Annotated in this window: 20 protein-coding genes and 1 pseudogene; 11 read left to right on the plus strand and 10 right to left on the minus strand. The window is 69.2% G+C overall.

Annotated features, from left to right (window positions below; translation table 11 throughout):
- The 3 genes and pseudogenes from DW307_RS18235 to DW307_RS00770 all read left to right on the plus strand — a co-directional run.
- A pseudogene (locus DW307_RS18235) lies at positions 1-138 on the plus strand (ferredoxin); the annotation flags it as partial.
- Between the two features lie 9 nt (positions 139-147).
- A complete protein-coding gene (dapC, locus tag DW307_RS00765; protein WP_136023664.1) occupies positions 148-1,260 on the plus strand; it encodes a succinyldiaminopimelate transaminase in 1,113 nt (370 codons plus the stop codon).
- A 191-nt stretch (positions 1,261-1,451) separates the two neighbouring features.
- On the plus strand, positions 1,452-2,741 hold the full coding sequence (locus tag DW307_RS00770; RefSeq protein ID WP_051671213.1) for a citrate synthase: 1,290 nt from the start codon (positions 1,452-1,454) through the stop codon (positions 2,739-2,741).
- A 73-nt stretch (positions 2,742-2,814) separates the two neighbouring features.
- On the opposite strand, the gene DW307_RS00775 is transcribed toward DW307_RS00770, so the two are convergent.
- Together DW307_RS00775 and dapD are read right to left on the minus strand one after the other, a co-directional pair.
- Entirely contained in the window at positions 2,815-4,197 is a 1,383-nt protein-coding gene (locus DW307_RS00775) for a DEAD/DEAH box helicase (RefSeq protein ID WP_136023665.1), read from the minus strand.
- Between the two features lie 282 nt (positions 4,198-4,479).
- Positions 4,480-5,427 carry a 2,3,4,5-tetrahydropyridine-2,6-dicarboxylate N-succinyltransferase gene (gene dapD, locus DW307_RS00780; protein WP_136023666.1) on the minus strand — a complete coding sequence of 316 codons (948 nt, stop codon included), beginning with the start codon at positions 5,425-5,427 and terminating at the stop codon, positions 4,480-4,482.
- 65 nt (positions 5,428-5,492) lie between these two features.
- Between dapD and dapE the strand changes: the two genes are divergently transcribed.
- From dapE to DW307_RS00795, 3 genes are all read left to right on the plus strand, one after another.
- Positions 5,493-6,566 (plus strand): succinyl-diaminopimelate desuccinylase, encoded by a 1,074-nt coding sequence (gene dapE, locus DW307_RS00785; protein ID WP_021199615.1) that lies wholly within the window; start codon positions 5,493-5,495, stop codon positions 6,564-6,566.
- Complete coding sequence (locus DW307_RS00790) at positions 6,548-7,765, plus strand: hypothetical protein (RefSeq protein WP_021199616.1); 1,218 nt, start codon at positions 6,548-6,550, stop codon at positions 7,763-7,765. Before dapE ends, DW307_RS00790 begins: the two co-directional genes overlap by 19 nt.
- 94 nt (positions 7,766-7,859) lie before the next feature.
- A complete protein-coding gene (locus DW307_RS00795) occupies positions 7,860-8,033 on the plus strand; it encodes a DUF3117 domain-containing protein (RefSeq protein WP_017203323.1) in 174 nt (57 codons plus the stop codon).
- A gap of 86 nt (positions 8,034-8,119) precedes the next feature.
- On the opposite strand, the gene DW307_RS00800 is transcribed toward DW307_RS00795, so the two are convergent.
- Positions 8,120-8,758 (minus strand): O-methyltransferase, encoded by a 639-nt coding sequence (locus DW307_RS00800; RefSeq protein WP_021199617.1) that lies wholly within the window; start codon positions 8,756-8,758, stop codon positions 8,120-8,122.
- 89 nt (positions 8,759-8,847) lie between these two features.
- Between DW307_RS00800 and DW307_RS00805 the strand changes: the two genes are divergently transcribed.
- The gene (locus DW307_RS00805) at positions 8,848-9,255 is read left to right on the plus strand and encodes a twin-arginine translocase TatA/TatE family subunit (protein WP_021199618.1); all 408 of its coding nucleotides are present in this window, start codon (positions 8,848-8,850) and stop codon (positions 9,253-9,255) included.
- A 48-nt stretch (positions 9,256-9,303) separates the two neighbouring features.
- Here the strand turns inward: DW307_RS00805 and DW307_RS00810 are convergent, their stop codons facing one another.
- The 4 genes from DW307_RS00810 to DW307_RS00825 are packed head-to-tail and all read right to left on the minus strand — an operon-like array spanning position 9,304 to position 12,753.
- Entirely contained in the window at positions 9,304-9,798 is a 495-nt protein-coding gene (locus tag DW307_RS00810) for a hypothetical protein (RefSeq protein WP_029266733.1), read from the minus strand.
- Between the two features lie 20 nt (positions 9,799-9,818).
- Positions 9,819-10,940, minus strand: a complete 1,122-nt coding sequence (locus DW307_RS00815) for an Mrp/NBP35 family ATP-binding protein (protein WP_136023667.1) — start codon at positions 10,938-10,940, stop codon at positions 9,819-9,821.
- On the minus strand, positions 10,937-11,449 hold the full coding sequence (locus DW307_RS00820; RefSeq protein ID WP_136023668.1) for a DUF1003 domain-containing protein: 513 nt from the start codon (positions 11,447-11,449) through the stop codon (positions 10,937-10,939). The genes DW307_RS00815 and DW307_RS00820 overlap by 4 nt, the downstream gene beginning before the upstream one ends.
- Positions 11,449-12,753, minus strand: a complete 1,305-nt coding sequence (locus tag DW307_RS00825) for a magnesium transporter MgtE N-terminal domain-containing protein (protein WP_136023669.1) — start codon at positions 12,751-12,753, stop codon at positions 11,449-11,451. The genes DW307_RS00820 and DW307_RS00825 overlap by 1 nt, the downstream gene beginning before the upstream one ends.
- A gap of 85 nt (positions 12,754-12,838) precedes the next feature.
- On the opposite strand from DW307_RS00825, the gene DW307_RS00830 reads away from it, so the two are divergent.
- Entirely contained in the window at positions 12,839-13,597 is a 759-nt protein-coding gene (locus DW307_RS00830; RefSeq protein WP_136023670.1) for a general stress protein, read from the plus strand.
- A gap of 25 nt (positions 13,598-13,622) precedes the next feature.
- On the plus strand, positions 13,623-14,285 hold the full coding sequence (locus tag DW307_RS00835) for an alpha/beta hydrolase family protein (RefSeq protein WP_136023671.1): 663 nt from the start codon (positions 13,623-13,625) through the stop codon (positions 14,283-14,285).
- Between the two features lie 22 nt (positions 14,286-14,307).
- Here DW307_RS00835 and DW307_RS00840 read toward each other — a convergent pair whose 3' ends face one another.
- The 3 genes from DW307_RS00840 to DW307_RS00850 are packed head-to-tail and all read right to left on the minus strand — an operon-like array spanning position 14,308 to position 17,706.
- Entirely contained in the window at positions 14,308-15,216 is a 909-nt protein-coding gene (locus DW307_RS00840) for a phosphotransferase (protein WP_136023672.1), read from the minus strand.
- Between the two features lie 9 nt (positions 15,217-15,225).
- Positions 15,226-16,647 carry an aminopeptidase P family protein gene (locus DW307_RS00845; protein WP_136023673.1) on the minus strand — a complete coding sequence of 474 codons (1,422 nt, stop codon included), beginning with the start codon at positions 16,645-16,647 and terminating at the stop codon, positions 15,226-15,228.
- A gap of 36 nt (positions 16,648-16,683) precedes the next feature.
- Positions 16,684-17,706 carry an endonuclease/exonuclease/phosphatase family protein gene (locus tag DW307_RS00850; protein WP_021199627.1) on the minus strand — a complete coding sequence of 341 codons (1,023 nt, stop codon included), beginning with the start codon at positions 17,704-17,706 and terminating at the stop codon, positions 16,684-16,686.
- Between the two features lie 100 nt (positions 17,707-17,806).
- On the opposite strand from DW307_RS00850, the gene DW307_RS00855 reads away from it, so the two are divergent.
- On the plus strand, positions 17,807-18,679 hold the full coding sequence (locus DW307_RS00855) for a PHP domain-containing protein (protein WP_029260323.1): 873 nt from the start codon (positions 17,807-17,809) through the stop codon (positions 18,677-18,679).
- A gap of 63 nt (positions 18,680-18,742) precedes the next feature.
- Entirely contained in the window at positions 18,743-19,651 is a 909-nt protein-coding gene (locus tag DW307_RS00860) for a DUF817 domain-containing protein (protein ID WP_029266745.1), read from the plus strand.
- The last annotated feature ends 3 nt before the right edge of the window (positions 19,652-19,654 follow it).

Raw genomic sequence — 19,654 nt, forward strand, 5'->3', positions numbered from 1 at the left:
CCCGACGAGTGGCAGGACTACTACAAGGCCAACGTCGAGTTCTTCGACGAGATCGGGTCGCCCGGAGGCGCAGCCAAGGTCGGCGTGTACGCGTTCGACCACCCGATCGTCGCCGCTCTCCCGCCGCAGGGCGAGTAGGCGCATTCCGTGAGCGTCCGCGACCTCGCCGACTACCCGTGGGATGCCGTCATCCCGTTCCGTGAGCGTGCCGCGCGGCATCCGGACGGTCTGATCGACCTCTCGGTCGGTTCTCCCGTCGACCCGACTCCCGAGATCATCCGGCGCGCACTGGCGGAAGCCACGGACGCCCATGCCTACCCGCAGACGGTCGGAACGCCGAGCCTGCGCGAAGCCATCGTCGAGTGGTACGCGCGACGCCGGGGGGTGCCCGACCTCCGTGTCGACAACGTTCTCCCCACGATCGGCTCGAAGGAGCTCGTCGCACTGCTGCCGACCCTGCTCGGTCTCGGCGACGGCGACATCGTCGTCCACCCCCGCGTGGCCTACCCGACCTATGAGGTGGGCGCCCGCGTCGTGGGGGCGACGCCGCTGCCCGCGGATGATCCGGAGGACTGGCCGGAGGGTACGAAGCTCATCTGGATCAACACCCCGGGCAATCCGGACGGGCGCACCTGGACCGTGAGCGAACTCGCCGCCGCCGTCCGTCGTGCCCGTGAACTCGGTGCCGTGCTCGCGAGCGATGAATGCTACGCGGAACTCGGCTGGGACGGCGAGTGGGCGACCGAGCCGATCCCCTCCATCCTCGACCCGCGGGTGACGGACGGGAGTCGAGCGAACCTGCTCAGCGTGTACTCCTTGAGCAAGCAATCGAACCTCGCCGGGTACCGCGCAGCCTTCGTGGCCGGATGCGCACGCATCGTGGGCGAGCTTCTCACGGCGCGCAAGCACCTCGGTCTCATGCCGCCGGCGCCGGTGCAGCACGCGATGGCGGTCGCCCTCGGCGACGACGAGCACGTGGCGGAGCAGAAGGAGCTCTACCGCGTCAGGCGCGACGCCCTGCGTCCTGCTCTGGAGGCGGCGGGCTTCCGCATCGACGGCTCCGAAGCAGGACTCTATCTCTGGGTGACGGAGGGGCGCGATGCCTGGGAGTCGATGGAGCGACTCGCCGCTCTCGGCATCCTCGCCGGTCCCGGGCCCTTCTACGGTGCCGACTCCGGGGAGCACGTCCGGCTGGCGCTCACGGCGCCGACCGCGCACGTCAGAGAGGCGGCGCGCCGACTCTCTGACGGCGATATATAGGTTCTCTCCCTGAAATGGGCTTCCCTTTGGCGGATGTCACAGTAGGCCTGCGCGACTACTAGGCTGTAAAGGCGATTCGGTCGTGACCCGACCTGGCGCTTCAGCGCCGTGAGATCGCCAGTTCAGGCTTGATCAAGATCTTGTCCGACAGCACCGCGACGAGCGGGCTCGGACACTACGAGGAGGTCCGCGTGAGTGCAGCGGCAGACCAGACGGCGAAGCTGACGATCGGCGACACGACCGCGGAATTCCCGGTGCTGCGCGGCACGGCGGGGCACGACAGCATCGATTTCTCCACGCTGACGCGGCAGACGGGGTACACGGGCCTGGACTACGGGTTCGTGAACACGGCCTCCACGAAGTCCGAGATCACGTTCATCGACGGCGACAAGGGCATCCTGCGGTATCGCGGGTATCCGATCGAGCAGCTCGCGGGCTCCACCAGCTACCTCGAGGTGGCCTGGCTGCTCATCTACGGCGAGCTGCCGTCCGCCTCCGAACTCGCGGAGTTCGACGAGAAGATCCGTCGCCACACTCTGCTGCACGAAGACCTCAAGCGCTTCTTCTCGGCGCTGCCGCACACGGCGCACCCGATGTCCGTGTTGTCTTCGGCGGTCGCCGCGCTGTCGACGTACTACGAAGGTCAGACCGACCCGCACAACCCGGAGCACGTCGAGCTGAATATGGTGCGCATGCTCGCCAAGCTCCCCGTGATCGCGGCGTACGCGCACAAGAAGAGCGTGGGCCAGGCCTTCCTCTACCCGGACAACTCGCTGAGCTTCGTCGACAACTTCCTGAAGCTGAACTTCGGTGTGCACAGCGAGGAGTACGAGGTCAACCCGGTGATGTCGAAGGCTCTCGAGCTGCTCCTCATCCTGCACGAAGACCACGAGCAGAATGCCTCGACGTCGACCGTCCGCCTGGTCGGATCCACCGGTGCGAACCAGTTCGCCTCGGTCTCCGCCGGCATCCAGGCGCTCTCCGGCCCGCTGCACGGCGGCGCGAACGAGGCCGTGCTGACGATGCTCGGTCAGATCCGCGACTCCGGCCAGAGTGTCTCGCGCTTCGTCGAGCGGGTGAAGAACAAGGAAGAAGGCGTGAAGCTGATGGGCTTCGGGCACCGGGTCTACAAGAACTACGACCCGCGCGCCAAGCTCGTCAAGGACGCGGCCGACGAGGTGCTCTCGTCGCTCGGAGTGACCGACCCGCTGCTCGATCTCGCGAAGGAGCTCGAAGAGCTCGCGCTGGCCGACGACTACTTCCGCGAGCGTCGCCTGTACCCGAACGTCGACTTCTACACCGGTGTCATCTACAAGGCCATGGGCTTCCCGACCCGTATGTTCACGGTGCTGTTCGCCATCGGGCGCCTGCCCGGTTGGCTCGCGCAGTGGCGTGAGCTGCAGCTCGACCCCCAGACCAAGATCGGCCGCCCCCAGCAGCTGTACACAGGATCGCCGGAACGTCAGTTCCCCACGCGCTGAGCGCGTGACGAGAAAGCGCCCCCTCCGTCGAGACGGAGGGGGCGCTTTTCTGCGTGAGTGCTGCCGGCCGGGGTCAGCGGCCCTGCGAACTACGGCCGCCCTGGCGGGACTGGTTGCTCTGCGTGGAGTACCCGCCGCCCTGACCATTGCCGGATGCGCCGGAGCGGGGACGACGACGGCGACGCGACGGCGGGTTCGCCGCACCGTTCCTCTCGCCACCCGCGGGGCGCTGCTTCGACGACTGGCGCTGCTGCTGCGGAGCCTGGACGGGCGCCGGACGCACGTGAGGTGCGCGCTCGGGAATCAGCGCGGTGACGGCAGCGGCCGTGACATCCTCCAGCGGGGCCGAGATGGCTGCCTTGCGCAGCAGATCCTTGACATCACGACGCTGCTCGGGGAGCACGACCGTCACCACGGTGCCGGCAGCCCCGGCGCGGGCGGTGCGGCCGGAACGGTGCAGGTACGCCTTGTGCTCGACGGGCGGGTCGACGTGGACGACGAGATCGACGTTGTCGACGTGCACGCCACGGGCGGCGACATCGGTCGCGACGAGCACGCGCACACCGCCGTCTTCCGGGGCCGCGGAGAACGCACCGAGGTTGCGCTCGCGGGCGTTCTGCGAGAGGTTGCCGTGCAGGTCGACCGCGGGGATCCCCGCGGCGGTGAGCTGCTTCGCGAGCTTCTTCGCCTGGTGCTTGGTGCGGGTGAAGAGGATGCGACGACCGGTGCCCGAGGCGAGCTCACGCACGAGGGCCGTCTTGTTGTCGGCCGAGTCGACGACCAGGACGCGGTGCGTCATCTCGCCGACGGGCACGCTCTCCTCGTCGACCTCATGGCTGACGGCGTTCGAGAGGAAGCGGCGGGCGAGGGTGTCGATGCCGCGGTCCAGCGTGGCGCTGAACAGCAGGCGCTGCCCACCGGCCGGCGTGGCCGTGAGGATGCGGGTGACGCCGGGGAGGAAGCCGAGGTCGGCCATGTGGTCGGCCTCGTCGAGCACGGTGACCTCGATCGCACTCAGGCGCACGACCTGCTGCTTCATGAGGTCTTCGAGTCGACCGGGGCAGGCCACGACGATGTCGACGCCGCCGCGAAGCGCCTGCTCCTGCGGGCGCTGGCTGACCCCGCCGAAGACGGTCGTGACGCGCAGGCCTGCGGCCTCCGCGAGAGGCGCGATGGTCGCGGCGATCTGGGTCGCGAGTTCACGGGTGGGCGCGAGGACGAGTCCGCGCGGAAGGCCGGCGCGACGCTGACCGCCCGAGGCGGCAAGGCGTGCGACGAGCGGCAGGGCGAAGGCGATGGTCTTGCCGCTGCCCGTGCGTCCGCGGCCCAGGAGGTCGCGTCCGGCGAGGGAGTCGGGAAGGGTGTCGCGCTGGATGGCGAATGCCTCGGTCTTGCCGGAATCGGCGAGAACGGCGGCGAGCTCGGCAGGAACGCCGAGTTCAAGGAAAGTAGACATGCAGAAACTCCGTCAGCGCACGAGTGAACGGCGCGAGATAGGGGGTGAGGTGGGCGACGGCGCAGGAATTGCGCATCGGTTCGCCGTTCGAAAGGCCAGCTCATGCTGGTGGTGGGAGCAGTTCCGCTCGCTTCGGTCCTCGGAGACCCCGTGACGACGACGATGTTGCGGGACCGGCGGTACGCGCAACGATGTCAGTCTACCAGTGCACGCATGCCGTCGGCTGCATGTCGCCTCCCGCGCGGGTCGTCGGCTCCGCGGAGACGGGCCGGAAGGCTGCTCTCAGGCGTGCAGAGCCTCGTTCAGGGTCACTCCGACACCGGCGCGACGGACGGCTTCCACCGCACCGCTGAGCGAGTTGCGGCGGAAGAGCAGGCCGTCCTGACCGGAGAGCTCCGCACCCTTGACGGTCTTGCGCCCGCCGTCGGCGGTCACGGGTCCGTCGACGAGGACGATCTTGGTGCCTGCGGTGACGTAGAGCCCCGCTTCGACGACACAGTCGTCACCGAGCGAGATGCCGATGCCCGCATTCGCGCCGAGCAGGGTGCGGGCACCGATCGACACCCGATGCGTTCCGCCACCCGAGAGGGTGCCCATGATGGAGGACCCTCCGCCGATGTCGCTGCCGTCTCCGACGACCACACCCTGCGAGATGCGGCCCTCGACCATCGATGCGCCGAGTGTGCCGGCATTGAAGTTGACGAATCCCTCGTGCATGACGGTCGTGCCGGGGGAGAGGTACGCCCCCAGGCGCACGCGGGAGGCATCGGCGATGCGGACGCCCGCCGGCTGCACATAGTCGGTCAGGCGGGGGAACTTGTCGAGCCCCTGTACCTGGATGCCCGCGCGCTGGAGCTGCGGGCGCAGGCGGGCGGCGTCAGCGGGGAGGACGGGCCCGGCGTTGGTCCAGGCGACATTCGGAAGGTGTCCGAAGATGCCGTCGAGGTTCAGCTCGTTCGGGCGCACGACGAGATGCGACAGGGCATGCAGGCGCAGATAGGCGTCGGCGGTGGAGGCCGGTGCCGTGTAGAGGTCGATCTGCAGCTGCACCACCTCGATCGTGACGTCGCGTCGTTCGTCGCTCCCCGCGAGGGGTTCGAGCGCAGCGACAGCCACCTCGTCGGTCGTGACCGCACCGGTGTGCACCTCGGGATACCAGGCGTCGAGAACCGTGCCGTCTCCGGCGATGGTGGTCAGGCCGATACCCCATACGGTGCGTGCGTCGCTCATCCCTCCACGCTATCGCGCTCCCGGGGCGACGACCGCACTCATGACGGGGTAAGTAGGCTGGACCCATGGTGCTCGATCTGACCGCGTCCTCCGTCGACCTCACCCGTGCGATCTGCGACATCCCGAGCGTCTCCGGCGACGAGAAGACACTCGCCGATGCGATCGAGGCCGCAGTGTCCCCGCTCGACCATCTGGAGGTCTTCCGCCACGGGAACACGATCGTCGCCCGCACCGACCGCGGCCGGGCACAGCGCGTCGCCATCGCCGGTCACATCGACACCGTGCCGATCAATGCGAACCTGCCCACGCGCGACATCGAGATCGACGGAGTCCCCCATCTCTGGGGTCGCGGCACCGTGGACATGAAAGCGGGCACCGCCGTGCAGCTGAAGCTCGCGGCCGAGCTGACCGACCCCGCGATCGACATCACGTGGATGTGGTACGACAACGAGGAGATCGAGGCGTCGAAGAACGGTCTCGGTCTGCTCGCCGCCGTGCGTCCCGACCTGTTCGAGGCGGACTTCGCGATCCTCGGCGAGCCGTCCAACGGTGAGGTGGAAGGCGGTTGCAACGGAACGCTCCGTGCGATCGTGCGCACCACCGGGGTGCGTGCTCACAGCGCGCGTGCCTGGATCGGCGAGAACGCGATCCACCGCGCGGCGCCCGTCCTCACGCGTCTGGCGGAGTACCGCGCCAAGGAGGTGCTGGTCGAGGGGCTGCTGTACCGCGAGAGCTTGAGCGCCGTGCGCATCGCGGGCGGCGTCGCGGGGAACGTCATCCCCGACGCCTGCGAGGTGGAGGTCAACTACCGGTTCGCGCCGAGCAAGTCTGCGGCCGATGCCGAGGCTCACCTCCGCGCAGTCCTCGCCGGCTTCGACGTCGAGATCACGGATGCCGCCGAGGGGGCGCGTCCCGGGCTCGACGCCGAGATCGCGAAGCAGTTCGTGGCGGCGGTCGGCGCCGAGCCGCGCCCGAAGTACGGGTGGACCGACGTCGCGCGATTCTCCGCGCTCGGGATCCCGGCTGTGAACTACGGGCCCGGCGACCCGCACCTCGCCCACCACGATGAGGAGCGTGTACCCCTCGCGCAGATCGACGCCGTGGAGCGGGGCCTGCGCGCATGGCTCACCTCGCACTGAGCGCAAGGCGCCGCTGGGCGAAGGCGCCGGTCGCCCTGCGCGTGGCCGTCGTCTACCTCGGAGCCCGGGTCGTCACGACGGTGTTCCTGGTCATCGCCGCCTCACTGTCGACCTCGTCCTCGCGGTTCGGCGCGGAGGCGGGGATCATCGATTTCGTCCTCGGCTGGGACGCGCAATGGTACTGGTTGGTCGCCGAGAACGGCTACCCGACGGATCTGCCCCTCACCGACTCGGGTGACGTCGCCGAGAACGCCTGGGCGTTCATGCCGGTGTTCGCATATGCGGCCAAGGGGATCGGCGTACTGCTCGGGTCCTGGGGTGCCGGTGCGCTCCTGCTCTCGCTCGTCGCCGGCTACCTGGCCTGTCTCGCGCTTCACCGCCTGCTTCGTGATCGCATCGGCAACTCCGCGGCGACGTGGGCCGTCGTGTTCTTCGCGGCGGGACCGATCGCGGCGATGTTCCAGGTGGGGTACGCCGAGACGCTGTTCCTGCTGCTGCTGTTCCTCGCCCTCGATGCGACGACGCGGCGCACCTATGCCTGGCTGTACATCCTCATCCCCGTGATGGCCTTCACACGACCCGGTGTCCTGGCCTTCGCCCTGTTCCTCGGGCTGCACGGACTGCTGCGGTGGATCCGACGTCGGCAGGATCCGCTCACCGGGCGCGAGATCGCACACATCCTCGCGCTCGGCGCGCTCGCGACTCTGTCCGGTTTCGCCTGGCAGGTGATCGCCGGCATCGCGACGGGGGATCCCGGTGCGTATCTCGCGACCGAGCTCGCGTGGCGCCAGCACTGGATCACCGGCGGAGTCGAGGGTTTCATCCCGTTCGAAGGGTGGATCCAGGCATCGCAGTTCTGGTTCGCCCTCTGGGGGATGCCGCAGTGGTGGGGGCCGATCGTGCTGGTGCTGTCGGTGGTCGGCGCTGCTGCCGCACTCCTCTTCTCTCCGCAGGTGCGCGCTCTGGGCGCCGACATCCGTCTGTGGAGTGCGAGCTACCTGCTGTATCTGCTCGCGGTGTTCTTTCCGCAATCGAGCACGTTCCGCCTGCTTCTCCCCCTGAGCCCGCTCTGGGGAGCGGTCGCGGTGCCGCGATCGCGGCTCTGGCGTGTCGGCGTGCTGGCCGCATGTCTCCTCGGGCAATGGTTCTGGATCTACCACGTGTATGCGCTCGGAAGCACGTTCTGGCAGGTGCCGTGAGGGTGAAGCTCGACCCAATTGTTGCTCCGTGACCTCCAGGTCCCGGTGACACCCGATAAACTCATCCCATACCACCGGAGGAAAGGGAGCCACGATGGCAGCGATGAAGCCGAGGACCGGAGACGGACCTATGGAAGCCGTGAAAGAAGGACGACTCATCATCGTGCGCGTTCCACTCGAAGGCGGCGGCCGCCTGGTCGTCTCCGTGAACGACGCCGAGGCCAAGGAGCTTCACGACGTGCTTGCCGCCGTCGTGGCACCGGCCTGATCGACCTGGGGTCCGCGTCGGCGGATCCGAAAGGGCGATGGATCCTCGGATCCATCGCCCTTTTCGCACGGTCTCGAGCCGCGCGGTCAGCCGCGTTCGGCGAGACTGATCAGCTGCAGCAGACCTTCGCCGGCGGGGGAGACCGTGGCGAGGACCGCCGAGGATTCCTGCGTCTCCTGCACGAGGGACCGGTAGGCGGAAGTGATCTCGTCGCGCTGGACCGGATCGGCGACGCGACCGCCGGCGAGCACGCGGGGCACGAGCACGAGTCCGCCGGTGCGCGCGAGACGCAGACCGTGTTCGACGTACTCGATGACATGCTCGGGGTCGGCGTCGACCAGCACGATGTCGTAGGAGTTCTCGTTCATGCGGGGGAGAACGTCGATCGCGCGGCCCGTGATGAAGCGGGCTCGGGTGGACGGCACCTTGGCATCGGAGAAGGCCTGTCGCGCCGCGGCGAGGTGCTCCGGTTCGTTGTCGATCGAGGTGAGGACCGCCTGGGGTGCGCCGCGCAGCAGCCAGAGACCGGAGACTCCGGCACCGGTGCCGATCTCGACGATGGAGCGGGCCGAGGTCGCGGCCGCGAGCACGGCGATCTGCGAACCCACGGCGGCGCTGATCGGCATCGCTCCCAGTTCGACCGCATGCGCGCGTGCGCGGCTGATGGCGTCGGGTTCCACGATGGACTCGCGCAGGAAACGCGCGTTCGCGTCATGCTCGCTCATGGCCTGTTTCTCCCTGCCTGACTGTGATCCTCTCCAGAGTATTCGGTCGGCGAGTGCGGGGACCGCAGGCGCGGCGGTAGCCTGTAGAGATGACGTTCGGGCTCACCTTCGAGAAGCTGTTGCTGATCGGCCTCATCGCGGTTCTGATCATCGGCCCCGAACGTCTCCCGCGAGCCGCGGAGAGCTTCTCGCGCATGGTCCGCAAGGCCGGCGAGTATCTGCGCGCGACCAAGTCGAGGGTGCGCGAGGAGATGGGGCCGGAGATCGACGACGTCGACTGGCGCAAGCTCGACCCGCGCCAGTACGACCCGCGCCGGATCATCCGCGATGCGCTCATGGAAGAGCCCCAGCCGGCGACCCCGCTGCAGGCGGCCCAGACCATCGCGGAGCCGATCGCCGGAGCTGCGGCCGCGGCGACAACGGCTCCCGCGACCCGAGCCGTTCCGCAGGAGTTCAGTGCGTCGAACCGCCCTCCCTTCGACGCCGAAGCCACCTGACGGGAACGCTCGCCGATCGAGCGCGCAGGGGGTCTGCGCGCTCGGCGCCTAGGAGATCTTCGAGCGGAGGGTGGCGATGTCGTCGTCCGTGAGCAGGCCCCGAGGGATCGCGGTCGCGGCCGAGGTGTCTCGCAGCTTCAACAGCACGGCGTCCTTGCCCACTCGCATCCTCTGGAAGGTGCGGTAGGCGATGTCGGAGCGACGACGGCCGCTGCCCATCTGCAGGCTGTCCTCTTCCAGCGATACCCACACGACGGTTCCGACGGGCATCGCGATCCGGACGGCGGTTCGCGCGCCCGATACGGACATCACGACGGCGAAACCCGCGAGCGCGACGATGATGACCGGCATCCATCCTGCTCCGAAGGGGCCCTGTTCCCCCGGACGGACGGGCGTGCCGAGGTTGAGGATGCTGAGCACGAGGGCTGCGGCGAGGGCGACCCACATGACGAGGGCTGCGGGTCGGGTCAGCGAGTAGATCGCTGCGTCCCGAGCCATTCGTCGCAGCAGACCCTCATCGACGGTCAGAGAGCGGGGAGGCATCGGTCCATCTTCCCACGCGTTCAGGTGAGCGACATCGGCAGCGATCGACCGGAGAGGCCCCTGCCCCGCCGCGCCAGGGTGCTCGCGAGGTCGCGGATGGTCGTCGCCGCGACATCGTCGCTCTCGGTGGAGACGATCGGCTCGCCCGCGTCTCCGCCCTCGCGCAGAGCGGGGCTCAGGGGGATCGAGGCCAACAGTGGCACAGGGACTCCCGGTTCGGAGAGAGCCTCCGATACGGCGGCGCCTCCGCCCGAGCCGAACATGTCGATGACCGTTCCATCGGGCAGCGTGTACGCCGCCATGTTCTCGATGACGCCGATCACGCGCTGACCCGTCTGACGCGCGACGAGACCGCTGCGGATCGCCACCTCGGCGGCAGCGGTCTGCGGGGTGGTCACGACGAGCACTTCCGCATGGGGGAGGAGCTGGCCGATCGAGATCGCGATGTCGCCCGTCCCCGGCGGCATGTCGATGAGGAGGACGTCGAGGTCGCCGAAGAAGACGTCGGTGAGGAACTGCGAGACCGTGCGGTGCAGCATCGGCCCACGCCACGCCACCACCGATTCGCCGTCGCGGAGGAACATCCCGATCGAGATCGTCTTCACGCCGTGCGCGACCGGGGGGAGCATCAGGTCGTCGATGCGCGTCGGCTGCGTGCCCGCAGGGATGCCGAGGAGCCCGGGGATCGAGAACCCGTGCACGTCGGCGTCGACGAGACCGACGGACAGACCCTGCGCGGCGATTGCGACGGCAAGGTTCGCGGTGACGGTGGACTTGCCCACACCCCCCTTGCCGCTGGAGACGAGGATCACACGGGTGAGGGAATCGGGCCCGAACGGCATGTGGCGTGCGGGCCTCCCGGCGCGGAGTCTCTCGGTGAGAGCCTTGCGTTCTGCCGGCGTCATCACGCCGACCTCGACGTCCACCTCCGCGATGCCCGGAACGGACGCCGCGGCATCGCGGACGTCCGACTCGATCCGCGCCGCCGCTGGGCAGCCGACGATCGTGAGGACGATGCCGACGCGGGCTCGACCGCCGTCGATGGAGATGTCCCGGACCATGTCGAGATCCCCGATGGGTCGACGGAGCTCGGGATCCGTCACCGCGGCGACAGCCGCGCGGACACGCTCCGCCGCGGTCACGACGCGGCGCCGGATCGGGGCTTCTCCGGCGCGTCTTCGAGCTCGGCGAGAAGGGCTTTGAGCTCCTGGCGCAGCACGTCGCGCGTGACGACCTGCGAATTGCGCTCTTCGAGCGACATGCGCAGAGCCACGATCTCGCGGGCCAGGTACTCGGTGTCGGCCAGGTTGCGCTCCGCACGCTGGCGGTCCTGCTCGATCTGAACCCGGTCGCGGTCGTCCTGACGATTCTGCGCGAGCAGGATGAGCGGTGCGGCGTATGAGGCCTGCAGGGAGAGCATCAGGGTCAGTGCCGTGAAGCCGAGAGCGGCGTCGTCGAAGCGCAGCTCGTCGGGCATCATCGTGTTCCAGACGATCCAGACCACACAGAACAGGCTGAGGATCAGCAGGAACGCGGGGGTCCCCATCGCGCGAGCCACCCACTCCGTGAAGCGCCCGAAGCGGTCGCGAGACGTCGCCCGGGGCCGTGTCGTGGTGCGGCCCGGCGCATCGAGGCGCGGAGAGCGGGGCATCAGCGCGTCTCCTTCGTCGGGGCGGCGGGGGTGGATCCAGGGACGGTGCTCGGAGCGGGGGAGGTGTCCTCGCTGTCATGCGAACGCCAGTCGTCCGGAAGGAGGTAGTCGAGGACGTCGTCGATGCTGATCGCTCCGACGAGGCGATGCGCCGCATCGATCACGGGGAGCGAGACGAGGTCGTAGCTCGCCAGCAGCCGTGCGACCTCGGCGGCGGAGGCGGTGACGGGCACGGGCTCGAGGCTGTCGTCGAGGATCGCGCCGAGTCGCTCATGCGGCGGGTAGCGCAGCATCCGCTGGAAGTGCACGAGCCCGAGCAGGCGCCCGGTCGGAGTCTCGAACGGCGGGAGGGTGACGAACACCGCGGCGGCCAGCGCGGGGTGCAGTTCGTGGCGGCGGATCAGCGCGAGCGCCTCGGCGACTGTGGCGTCGGCCGAGAGGATGATCGGCTCAGGCGTCATCAGACCGCCGGCGGTGTCCGGGCCGTAGCGCAGCAGCATCCTGACGTCTTCGGCTTCTTCCGGCTCCATGAGCTCCAGGAGCTGCTCCAGGCGGTCAGGCGCCAGCTGGGCGAGCAGGTCGGCCGCGTCGTCCGGTTCCATCTGGTCGAGGATGTCGGCGGCGCGTTCGTCTCCCAGACGGTCGAGGATGTGCACCTGTTCGTCTTCGGGCATCTCCTCGAGGGCATCGGCAAGGCGGTCGTCCGACAGCTCTTCGGCCACCTCGATCATGCGCTGCTGCGGAAGGTCGAGAAGCGTGTTGGCGAGATCGGCGGCGTGCAGCTCGGAGTACGAGGCGACGAGCTGCTCAGCCGACTGCGACTCACCGGGAGCGCGTTGCTCGGCGACCTCGCTCCATGCCGCGAACGTCGTCGGACCCTTCGCGAACGGGGAGGCACTGGTCTTCGGTCGGCGGAGGAAGAGCTGGCTGATCGCCCATTCGCCGAGGCGGTTCGGTTCGATCGCGATGTCCTCGATGACCGCGGTACCGCTGCCATCGACGAAGCTCACGCGTCGTCCCAGCATCTCGGCGAGCACGCGCACCTCGCCGGCCCGCGGGGAGAACCGCCGCACGTTGATCAGGCCCGTGGTGATGACCTGGCCGGAACGGATCGAGGTGACGCGTCCGATCGAGAGGAACACGTGGCGTCGTCCCGGGATCTCCACGACCAGACCGATGACGCGGGGCGCCGCGGTACTTCGATACACGACGACGACATCTCGGACCTTGCCGAGCCGGTCGCCGACGGGATCGAAGACGGCGCACCCGGCAAGGCGCGCGGCGAAAACCCGTTGTGTGCTCACTTCTCCAGCGTAGTCGGCGGCTCGCGTCTCCGGCGGGTCGGCCGTGCCTCGGGCCGTCCGACGGCACGCGTGGAAGAATAGCCGGATGAGCATGCTGAACCGGCCCGCGAGCGGCACAGACACCGGCGAGATCGTCGCGTCGATGCGCGACTACGAGAGCGCGCAGAAGACGGTCTCGAAGCTGATCGCGGGGGAGGTGCCGGCGCGCGACATCGCCATCGTCGGTCAGAGCGTGCGCACGGTCGAACGCGTGACCGGCAAGCTCGGCTACGCCGCCGCCGCGCGCTCCGGGGCGATCAACGGTGTGTTGATCGGGCTCTTCCTCGCCGCCATCCTCGTGCTCGGCAACCCGGAGGTGCCGATCCAGCTCTTCCTCGGCTTCGTCCTCATCGGTGTCGCGGTCGGGATGATCCTCAGCCTGGTCACCTACGCGATCGTCCGTCGCCGGCGCGACTTCGCCAGCGTCACGCAGTTCGCGGCCGATCACTACGAGGTCACCGTGCTGTCCTCGTCGCTGGGCAAGGCCCGGCAGGTCCTCGGCGCGAACAAAGTGGCGCCCGTGCGACCGCCGGTCAACCTCGACGAGCCGCCGCGCTACGGCGAGCGGATCACGCCCGGCGCGACCTCGCCTGAGCCCGCCCCGGCACCCGGGGATCCCGTGATCCCGCCGCGCCCGGCCGACCCCGTCGCACCGCCGGTCGCCGACCCCGTCGCCGACCCCGAACCCGAGACGACGCCCGAGCCCGGGCCCGCATCGGCGGGGACCGCCGCTCCGTCGACCGTGACCCCGGTCGAGCCGGACGCTGCTCCCGGCACTGACGGCATCCAGGGCGAACGGGCATGACGGCGACCTCCACGCTCTCCGTCTGATGGTCGAGATCCAGGTCGCGCTCCCGGCGGGACTCACCGCCGTGTCCGCCGACTGGACAGCCGGTGACAACGGGGCGACGGTGATCGTGGCCCACGGTGCAGGGACCGGCAAGGACCATCCGTTCCTCACCGGCTACGTCGATGCGCTGAGCGCGACGGGCTTCTCGACCCTCCGCTTCAACTTCCCGTATGTGGAGCAGGGGCGACGGATGCCGGGACCCGCCGCGCATGCGATCGCCACATGGAACGCCGTCGCGGCCTTCGCACGCGAGTCCGATCCCTCGGCGACCCTGTGGGCGACGGGCAAATCGTACGGCGGACGCATGGCGTCGATGGCGGTCGCCGAGGGCATGCGTGTCGACGGTCTCGTCTACCTCGGGTACCCGTTGCATCCGCCCGGACGTCCGGAGAAGCCACGGGTCGAGCATCTGCCGGGGATCACGGTCCCGCAGCTGTTCGTGGAGGGGACGAACGATCCCTTCATCCAGCCGATCTCGCAGTTCGAGGAGGCGATCGCGACCTGTCGGGATGCGCGCGTCGTCTGGATCGACGGAGGAGGACACACCTTCGAGGTGAAGGGCCGCAAGCGCCCCGCCGCGGAGATCGGGGCCGCACTCGCCCCGATCGTGGCGGAGTTCGCCCTCGGCGGCGCGGAGGAGTGAGGACCCTCGGTCGGACGCCCCCTCAGTCGATGAGCCTCGACAGCTCCTCGTCCGCGAGCACGCGCCCCACGGTCGAGATTCCCAGTGCGCTCATCCGCGGGTTCGATTCCGCGTAATACCATCCGAGCCCGAGCGCCTGCTGCAGCGCCCATCCCGCGCCGCGCCGCCACTCGAGGTCGTCGACAGCCAGGCCTTCGCGGAGCAGGTGTCGTCCCGGCGCGTCGAAGAGGTGCCAGGCGGCGACCAGGTCGAGTGCGGGATCCGCGGGACCGAAGTCTCCGCCGTCGAGCACACCGGCCAGGCGGGTATCGCCCTCGTGCTCCGCGACGAGGAGATTGAACGGCGTGAGGTCCCGGTGGCTCATCACCGGAGCGCTGGCGGACGGGAGCTCGCGCAGCACCGACCAGAGCCGCCCTGCGCGGGCCGCATCGAAGAGATGCGCACTCCGCCTCAGGCACGTCGCGACCCATTCGTCGTGGTCTCCGAGGTCTCCGCCCCGGCCCCTGCCGTCGAACCCACGGTCGCGCACGTCGACGGCGCGCAGCGCCCGGATGAGGGCGACCAGGTCGTGCGTGAGCGTCTCGGACGTGGAGGAGAGCACAGGATCCGCCGGGTCACCCTCGATCCACGTCTGCACAGCCCAGGCCGAGTCGAACTCCTCCGACGCGGAGGCGGTGCCGTAGGAGCGCGGCGCGGGGAACGGGCTCGACGCCGCGAACTCCTCGAGTGCTGCGGCCTCGCGGACGAGCTCGTGCGCCGCTGCACCGAGGAGGGGGAAGTGGGCGACGAGTCCGTCGCCCACCCGGATGATCCTGTTCACCGTGCCCGTCATGGGGACCGGTCGCAGGGTCTCGCCACGGAGCTCGGGGAAGCGGCGCGCGATCAGGTGCGCCGCGACCTCGGTCTCGAGTGCGAGCTCGCCCTCATGCATCCGTCGGTGTCAGCTCTGCAGTCGCGCTATCCACGCCTCGACCTCGTCGGCCGTGCGGGGGATGCCGGCCGAGAGATTCACGGGGCCGTCGTCGGTCATCACGATGTCGTCCTCGATGCGCACGCCGATGCCACGGAGCTCGGCCGGCACGGTGAGGTCGTCGATCTGGAAGTAGAGTCCGGGTTCGATCGTGAACACCATGCCCGGTGCGAGGATGCCGTCGTAGTACATCTCGCGACGGGCCTGGGCGCAGTCGTGCACGTCGATGCCGAGGTGGTGCGAGGTGCCGTGCACCATGTACCGACGGTGCTGGCCGCCCTTGTCGGCATCCAGAGCCTCTTCGGCGGTGACCGGCAGCAGACCCCACTCGGCCGTCCGCTCGGCGATGACCTTCATGGCGGCTCCGTGCACGTCGCGGAAGCGTACGCCGACCTGAGCGGCGGCGAATGCCGCGTCGGCGGCCTCGCGCACCGTCTCGTAGACGCGCCGCTGCACGTCGGTGAACGTGCCGGAGACGGGCAGCGTGCGCGTGATGTCGGCGGTGTACAGGCTGTCGGCCTCCACACCCGCATCCACCAGGATCAGGTCACCGGGAACCACGGTTCCGTCGTTGCGCGTCCAGTGCAGGTAGCAGGCGTGCGGGCCGGAGGCGGCGATCGTGTCGTAGCCCTCGCCGTTGCCGTCCTCGCGTGCGCGGCGGTGGAAGACGCCTTCCACGACGCGCTCGCCGCGTGCATGAGCCGTCGCGGCAGGAAGCTCGCGGATGATGTCGTCGAAGCCGTTCGCCGTGATCTCGACGGCGCGGCGCATCTCGGCGATCTCGAACTCGTCCTTGATGAGGCGCAGCTCCGAGACGAAGCGCGTGAGGGTCTCGTCCTCGTCGAGCACCAGCTCGCCCTCGACGGCTTCCCTGTCGTCCAGATGGGCGGTGGCGATGTCGAGGTCGGCGGCGACGCCGGCGAGGGACGGTCGCGGACCGATCCAGAACTCTCCGACCGTGGCGTCGGCGTAGAACTCCGTCGTCGTGCGGTCGGCGCGCTCGCGGAAGAAGAGGGTGATGTCGTGGCCGGTCTCGGTCGGTGCGAAGACGAGGACCGAGTCGGGCTCGGCATCCGATGCCCACCCGGTGAGGTGTGCGAAGGCGGAATGCGCGCGGAAGACGTAGTCGGTGTCGTTGCTGCGCTGCTTGAGAGAGCCGGCAGGGATCACGAGGTGCTTGCCGGGGAAGGCCGCGGAGACGGCGGCACGACGCGTGGCCGCGTACGACGCCTGGGCGCGCGGCGCGGGAAGCGTCTCCGGGCGTTCGGCCCAACCGGTCGAGATCGTGTCGAGGAAGCCCTGGGGGAAGGGCTGCTTGCGGTTGGTGGTGCCGTTGTCGACAGACGCTTCGACGGTGGGTTCTGCGATCGTGTCGCGCTCTCCTGTGCTCATCCCTCCAGTCTGTCACCTGGCGGGCGGGTGCGGGAGTCAGCCGGCGGGCTCGAGCTGCACGACCAGAGCGCGGTGGTCGCTGCCACCGGCATCGTCCAGCACGACCGACCCCGTCGGAGACCAGTTCTGCGACGCCATCACATGATCGATCGGGGCGCCGGCGAGGGCAGGGAGAGAGCTCGGCCAGGTACCCGTGAGGCCGTTGCCGGTGCGGGACGCGACATCGCGGCAGTAGCCGATATCTCCGCCCTCGACTCCGAGAGGGGCCATGTGGTCGATCGTCGCGTTGAAGTCACCGGCCAGGATGAAGTCGCCCTGGGGGCACTGATCCGCGATCCACTGCAGGTCGCTGCGCCACTGCTGCATCTCCTCCATGCGCGGCGCGACCGCGTGCACGGCGACGATGGTGGGGCCGGAGCCGTCGATCGGCATGAGCACGACGCTGGGCACCGAGCCGGTGTTGCTGGTGCCATCCTTCGCCGACTCGATCACGGAGTACTCCCCGAGGTCCGGGGCGACCAGCACGGTCGTCTGCCACGACTGCGGCCCGTCCTGCACATCCGGGCGGAACTGCACGTGGTGCACCCACATCGGGTGTCCCTGCTCGCGGAGCATGATCGCGATGCGCTCGCCGACGGCCTCGGTCGTCTCGGGAAGGGCGACGATGTCGGCCCCCTGATCGAGGATCTGCTGGGCGATCACCTCGGCAGACACCGCTTCTCCCGCCGTGTTCCAGGTGAGCACGCGGACACTGTCCTCGGTCTTCTCCGGGAGTGGTGATCCCCCGAAACCGCGAACGGCGCCGATCGCCGCGGTCGCGCCGGCGCCGAGCAGCGCAACGATCAGGACGGAGGCGGCGAATCCGCGGAGCGGACGGGCGAACAGGAGCAGGAGCGCGAGCACCGCGACGACGAGGAATCCGCCGAGCACGATGCCGCGCGCGGACACGAGCTGCGCGAACGGGTAGGTCTGCTCGAGACGGAAGAACTGCGGCCACACCACGACCGCCGTCGCGATCGCGAGCAGCACGGTGAAGAGGATCCCCAGGAGACGAAACATCCCCACCAGCCTAGGAGCGTCGCCTGTGAAGTCCCTGCCTCGACATCCGCTTCCGTGCGCCTCCGCGTCCGCGCGGGTCGCCGCTCGGTACGCTCGGAGGATGGCCACTTCGTCCCACGGATTCGCCGGTCCCGCCGACCTGCACCTGCACTCCAACCATTCCGATGGCACGGAGTCGCCGGCCGAGGTCGTCCGGCAGGCGCACGCGCACGGGGTGCGCACGCTCGCGCTGACCGATCACGACCGCTCGACCGGTTGGGGCGAGGCGGGAGACGCCGCCGTCGCACGGGGGATGACCTTCATCCCGGGGATGGAGCTCTCCGCGAAGCACGAGTGGCGCAGCGTGCATGTTCTCGGCTACCTCTTCGATCCGGAGGATGACGCGCTGCGGGCCGAGACCGATCGCATCCGCGGTGATCGGATCGGCCGTGCCGAGCGGATCGTCCGCAACATCGGGCGAGACTACGACCTGCAGTGGGACGACGTGGTGGCGCAGACGGCACTCGACGCGACGGTGGGGCGTCCGCACATCGCCGATGCCCTCGTCGCCCGGGGCATCGTGCGGGATCGGACCGAGGCGTTCGACGGCATCCTGCATCCACGGGAGGGGTACTACGAGCCGCACTACGCGCCCGATCCGCTGACCGCTGTGCGTCTGATCACCGAGGCGGGCGGAGTGGCGATCATCGCCCACCCCGTGACGGCGGGACGCGACCGCATGATGCCCGTGGCGTTCATCGAGCGCCTCGTCGATGCAGGCCTCGGCGGGTTCGAGATCGAGCATCGCGAGAACACGGAGGCAGGCAAGCGGCTGCTTCGAGAGATCGCCGCGAAGCACGACCTCATCATCACGGGCTCGAGCGACTATCACGGCGACGGCAAGCCCAACCGTCCCGGCGAGAACACCACCTCTGACGAGATGGTGGCCAGGCTCATAGCACGCGGCACGGGCACCGCCCCGCGTTTTCCCTGATCCTCGGCATTCTGGCGGTCATCTCTCGGCGACCTGTCGAGCGGGACCGATACCGTCCGAGGCATGCAGCGAGCGACTTCCCTCGAGCGACGCGTCGACGCGTGGGCTCATCGCCTCCTCCGCGATTCCCCGTCGAACGGCATCCGCGCCGGCCTGATCGAGTTCGCGGTGTTCGTCGTCAAGCAGGCGTGGGCGTGCATCTTCGGGGCGGCGCTGCTGGTCCTGATCGTCGCCGCGCGTCTGTGGTACCCCGACGATGCGGTGCTCGCCCGCAACGACGCACTCACCATCGCCGCTGTGCTCATCCAGGTGGCGATGCTCGTCTTCCGACTGGAGAGCGGGCGTGAGCTGTGGGTCATCGTCCTGTTCCACATCACCGGCACCGCCATGGAGCTCTTCAAGACCGACGTGGGGTCGTGGGCGTATGCCGCGGACGGGATTCTCCGCATCGGCGGTGTCCCGCTGTTCAGCGGTTTCATGTATGCGGCGGTCGGGTCGTACATGGTGCGCGTCTATCGACTGTTCGACCTCGGGTTCACGCGGTATCCGCGGCGATGGATGACGGCCGTCCTCGCAGCGGCGATCTACCTCAACTTCTTCACCCACCACTGGTGGTGGGATGCCCGCTGGGTGCTCCTGGCGGGAGTCGTGGCGCTCTGGCTGCCCACAGTGATGCACGCGCGGGTGTGGCGGCGCACGATCCGTCTGCCGCTCCTGGCCGTCTTCGGCGGGGTCGCGGTGTTCATCTATCTCGCGGAGAACATCGGCACGTGGGCGGGCGCATGGGCCTACCCGGATCAGGCCGGAGGCTGGCAGCCGGTCTCGTTGAGCAAGCTGAGCTCGTGGTTCCTGCTGATGATCATCTCGGTCGTGCTGGTCGCCTGGGTGTATCCGCCGCAGGTGCCGGCAGCCGTGCTGCGCACGGCCGACGAGGCACGCGCACAGGAGCCGGATGTCGGCGACCGACGGTGAACC

The organism is Microbacterium sp. K27 (genome assembly GCF_004794435.1).
GTDB lineage: Bacteria > Actinomycetota > Actinomycetes > Actinomycetales > Microbacteriaceae > Microbacterium > Microbacterium maritypicum_A.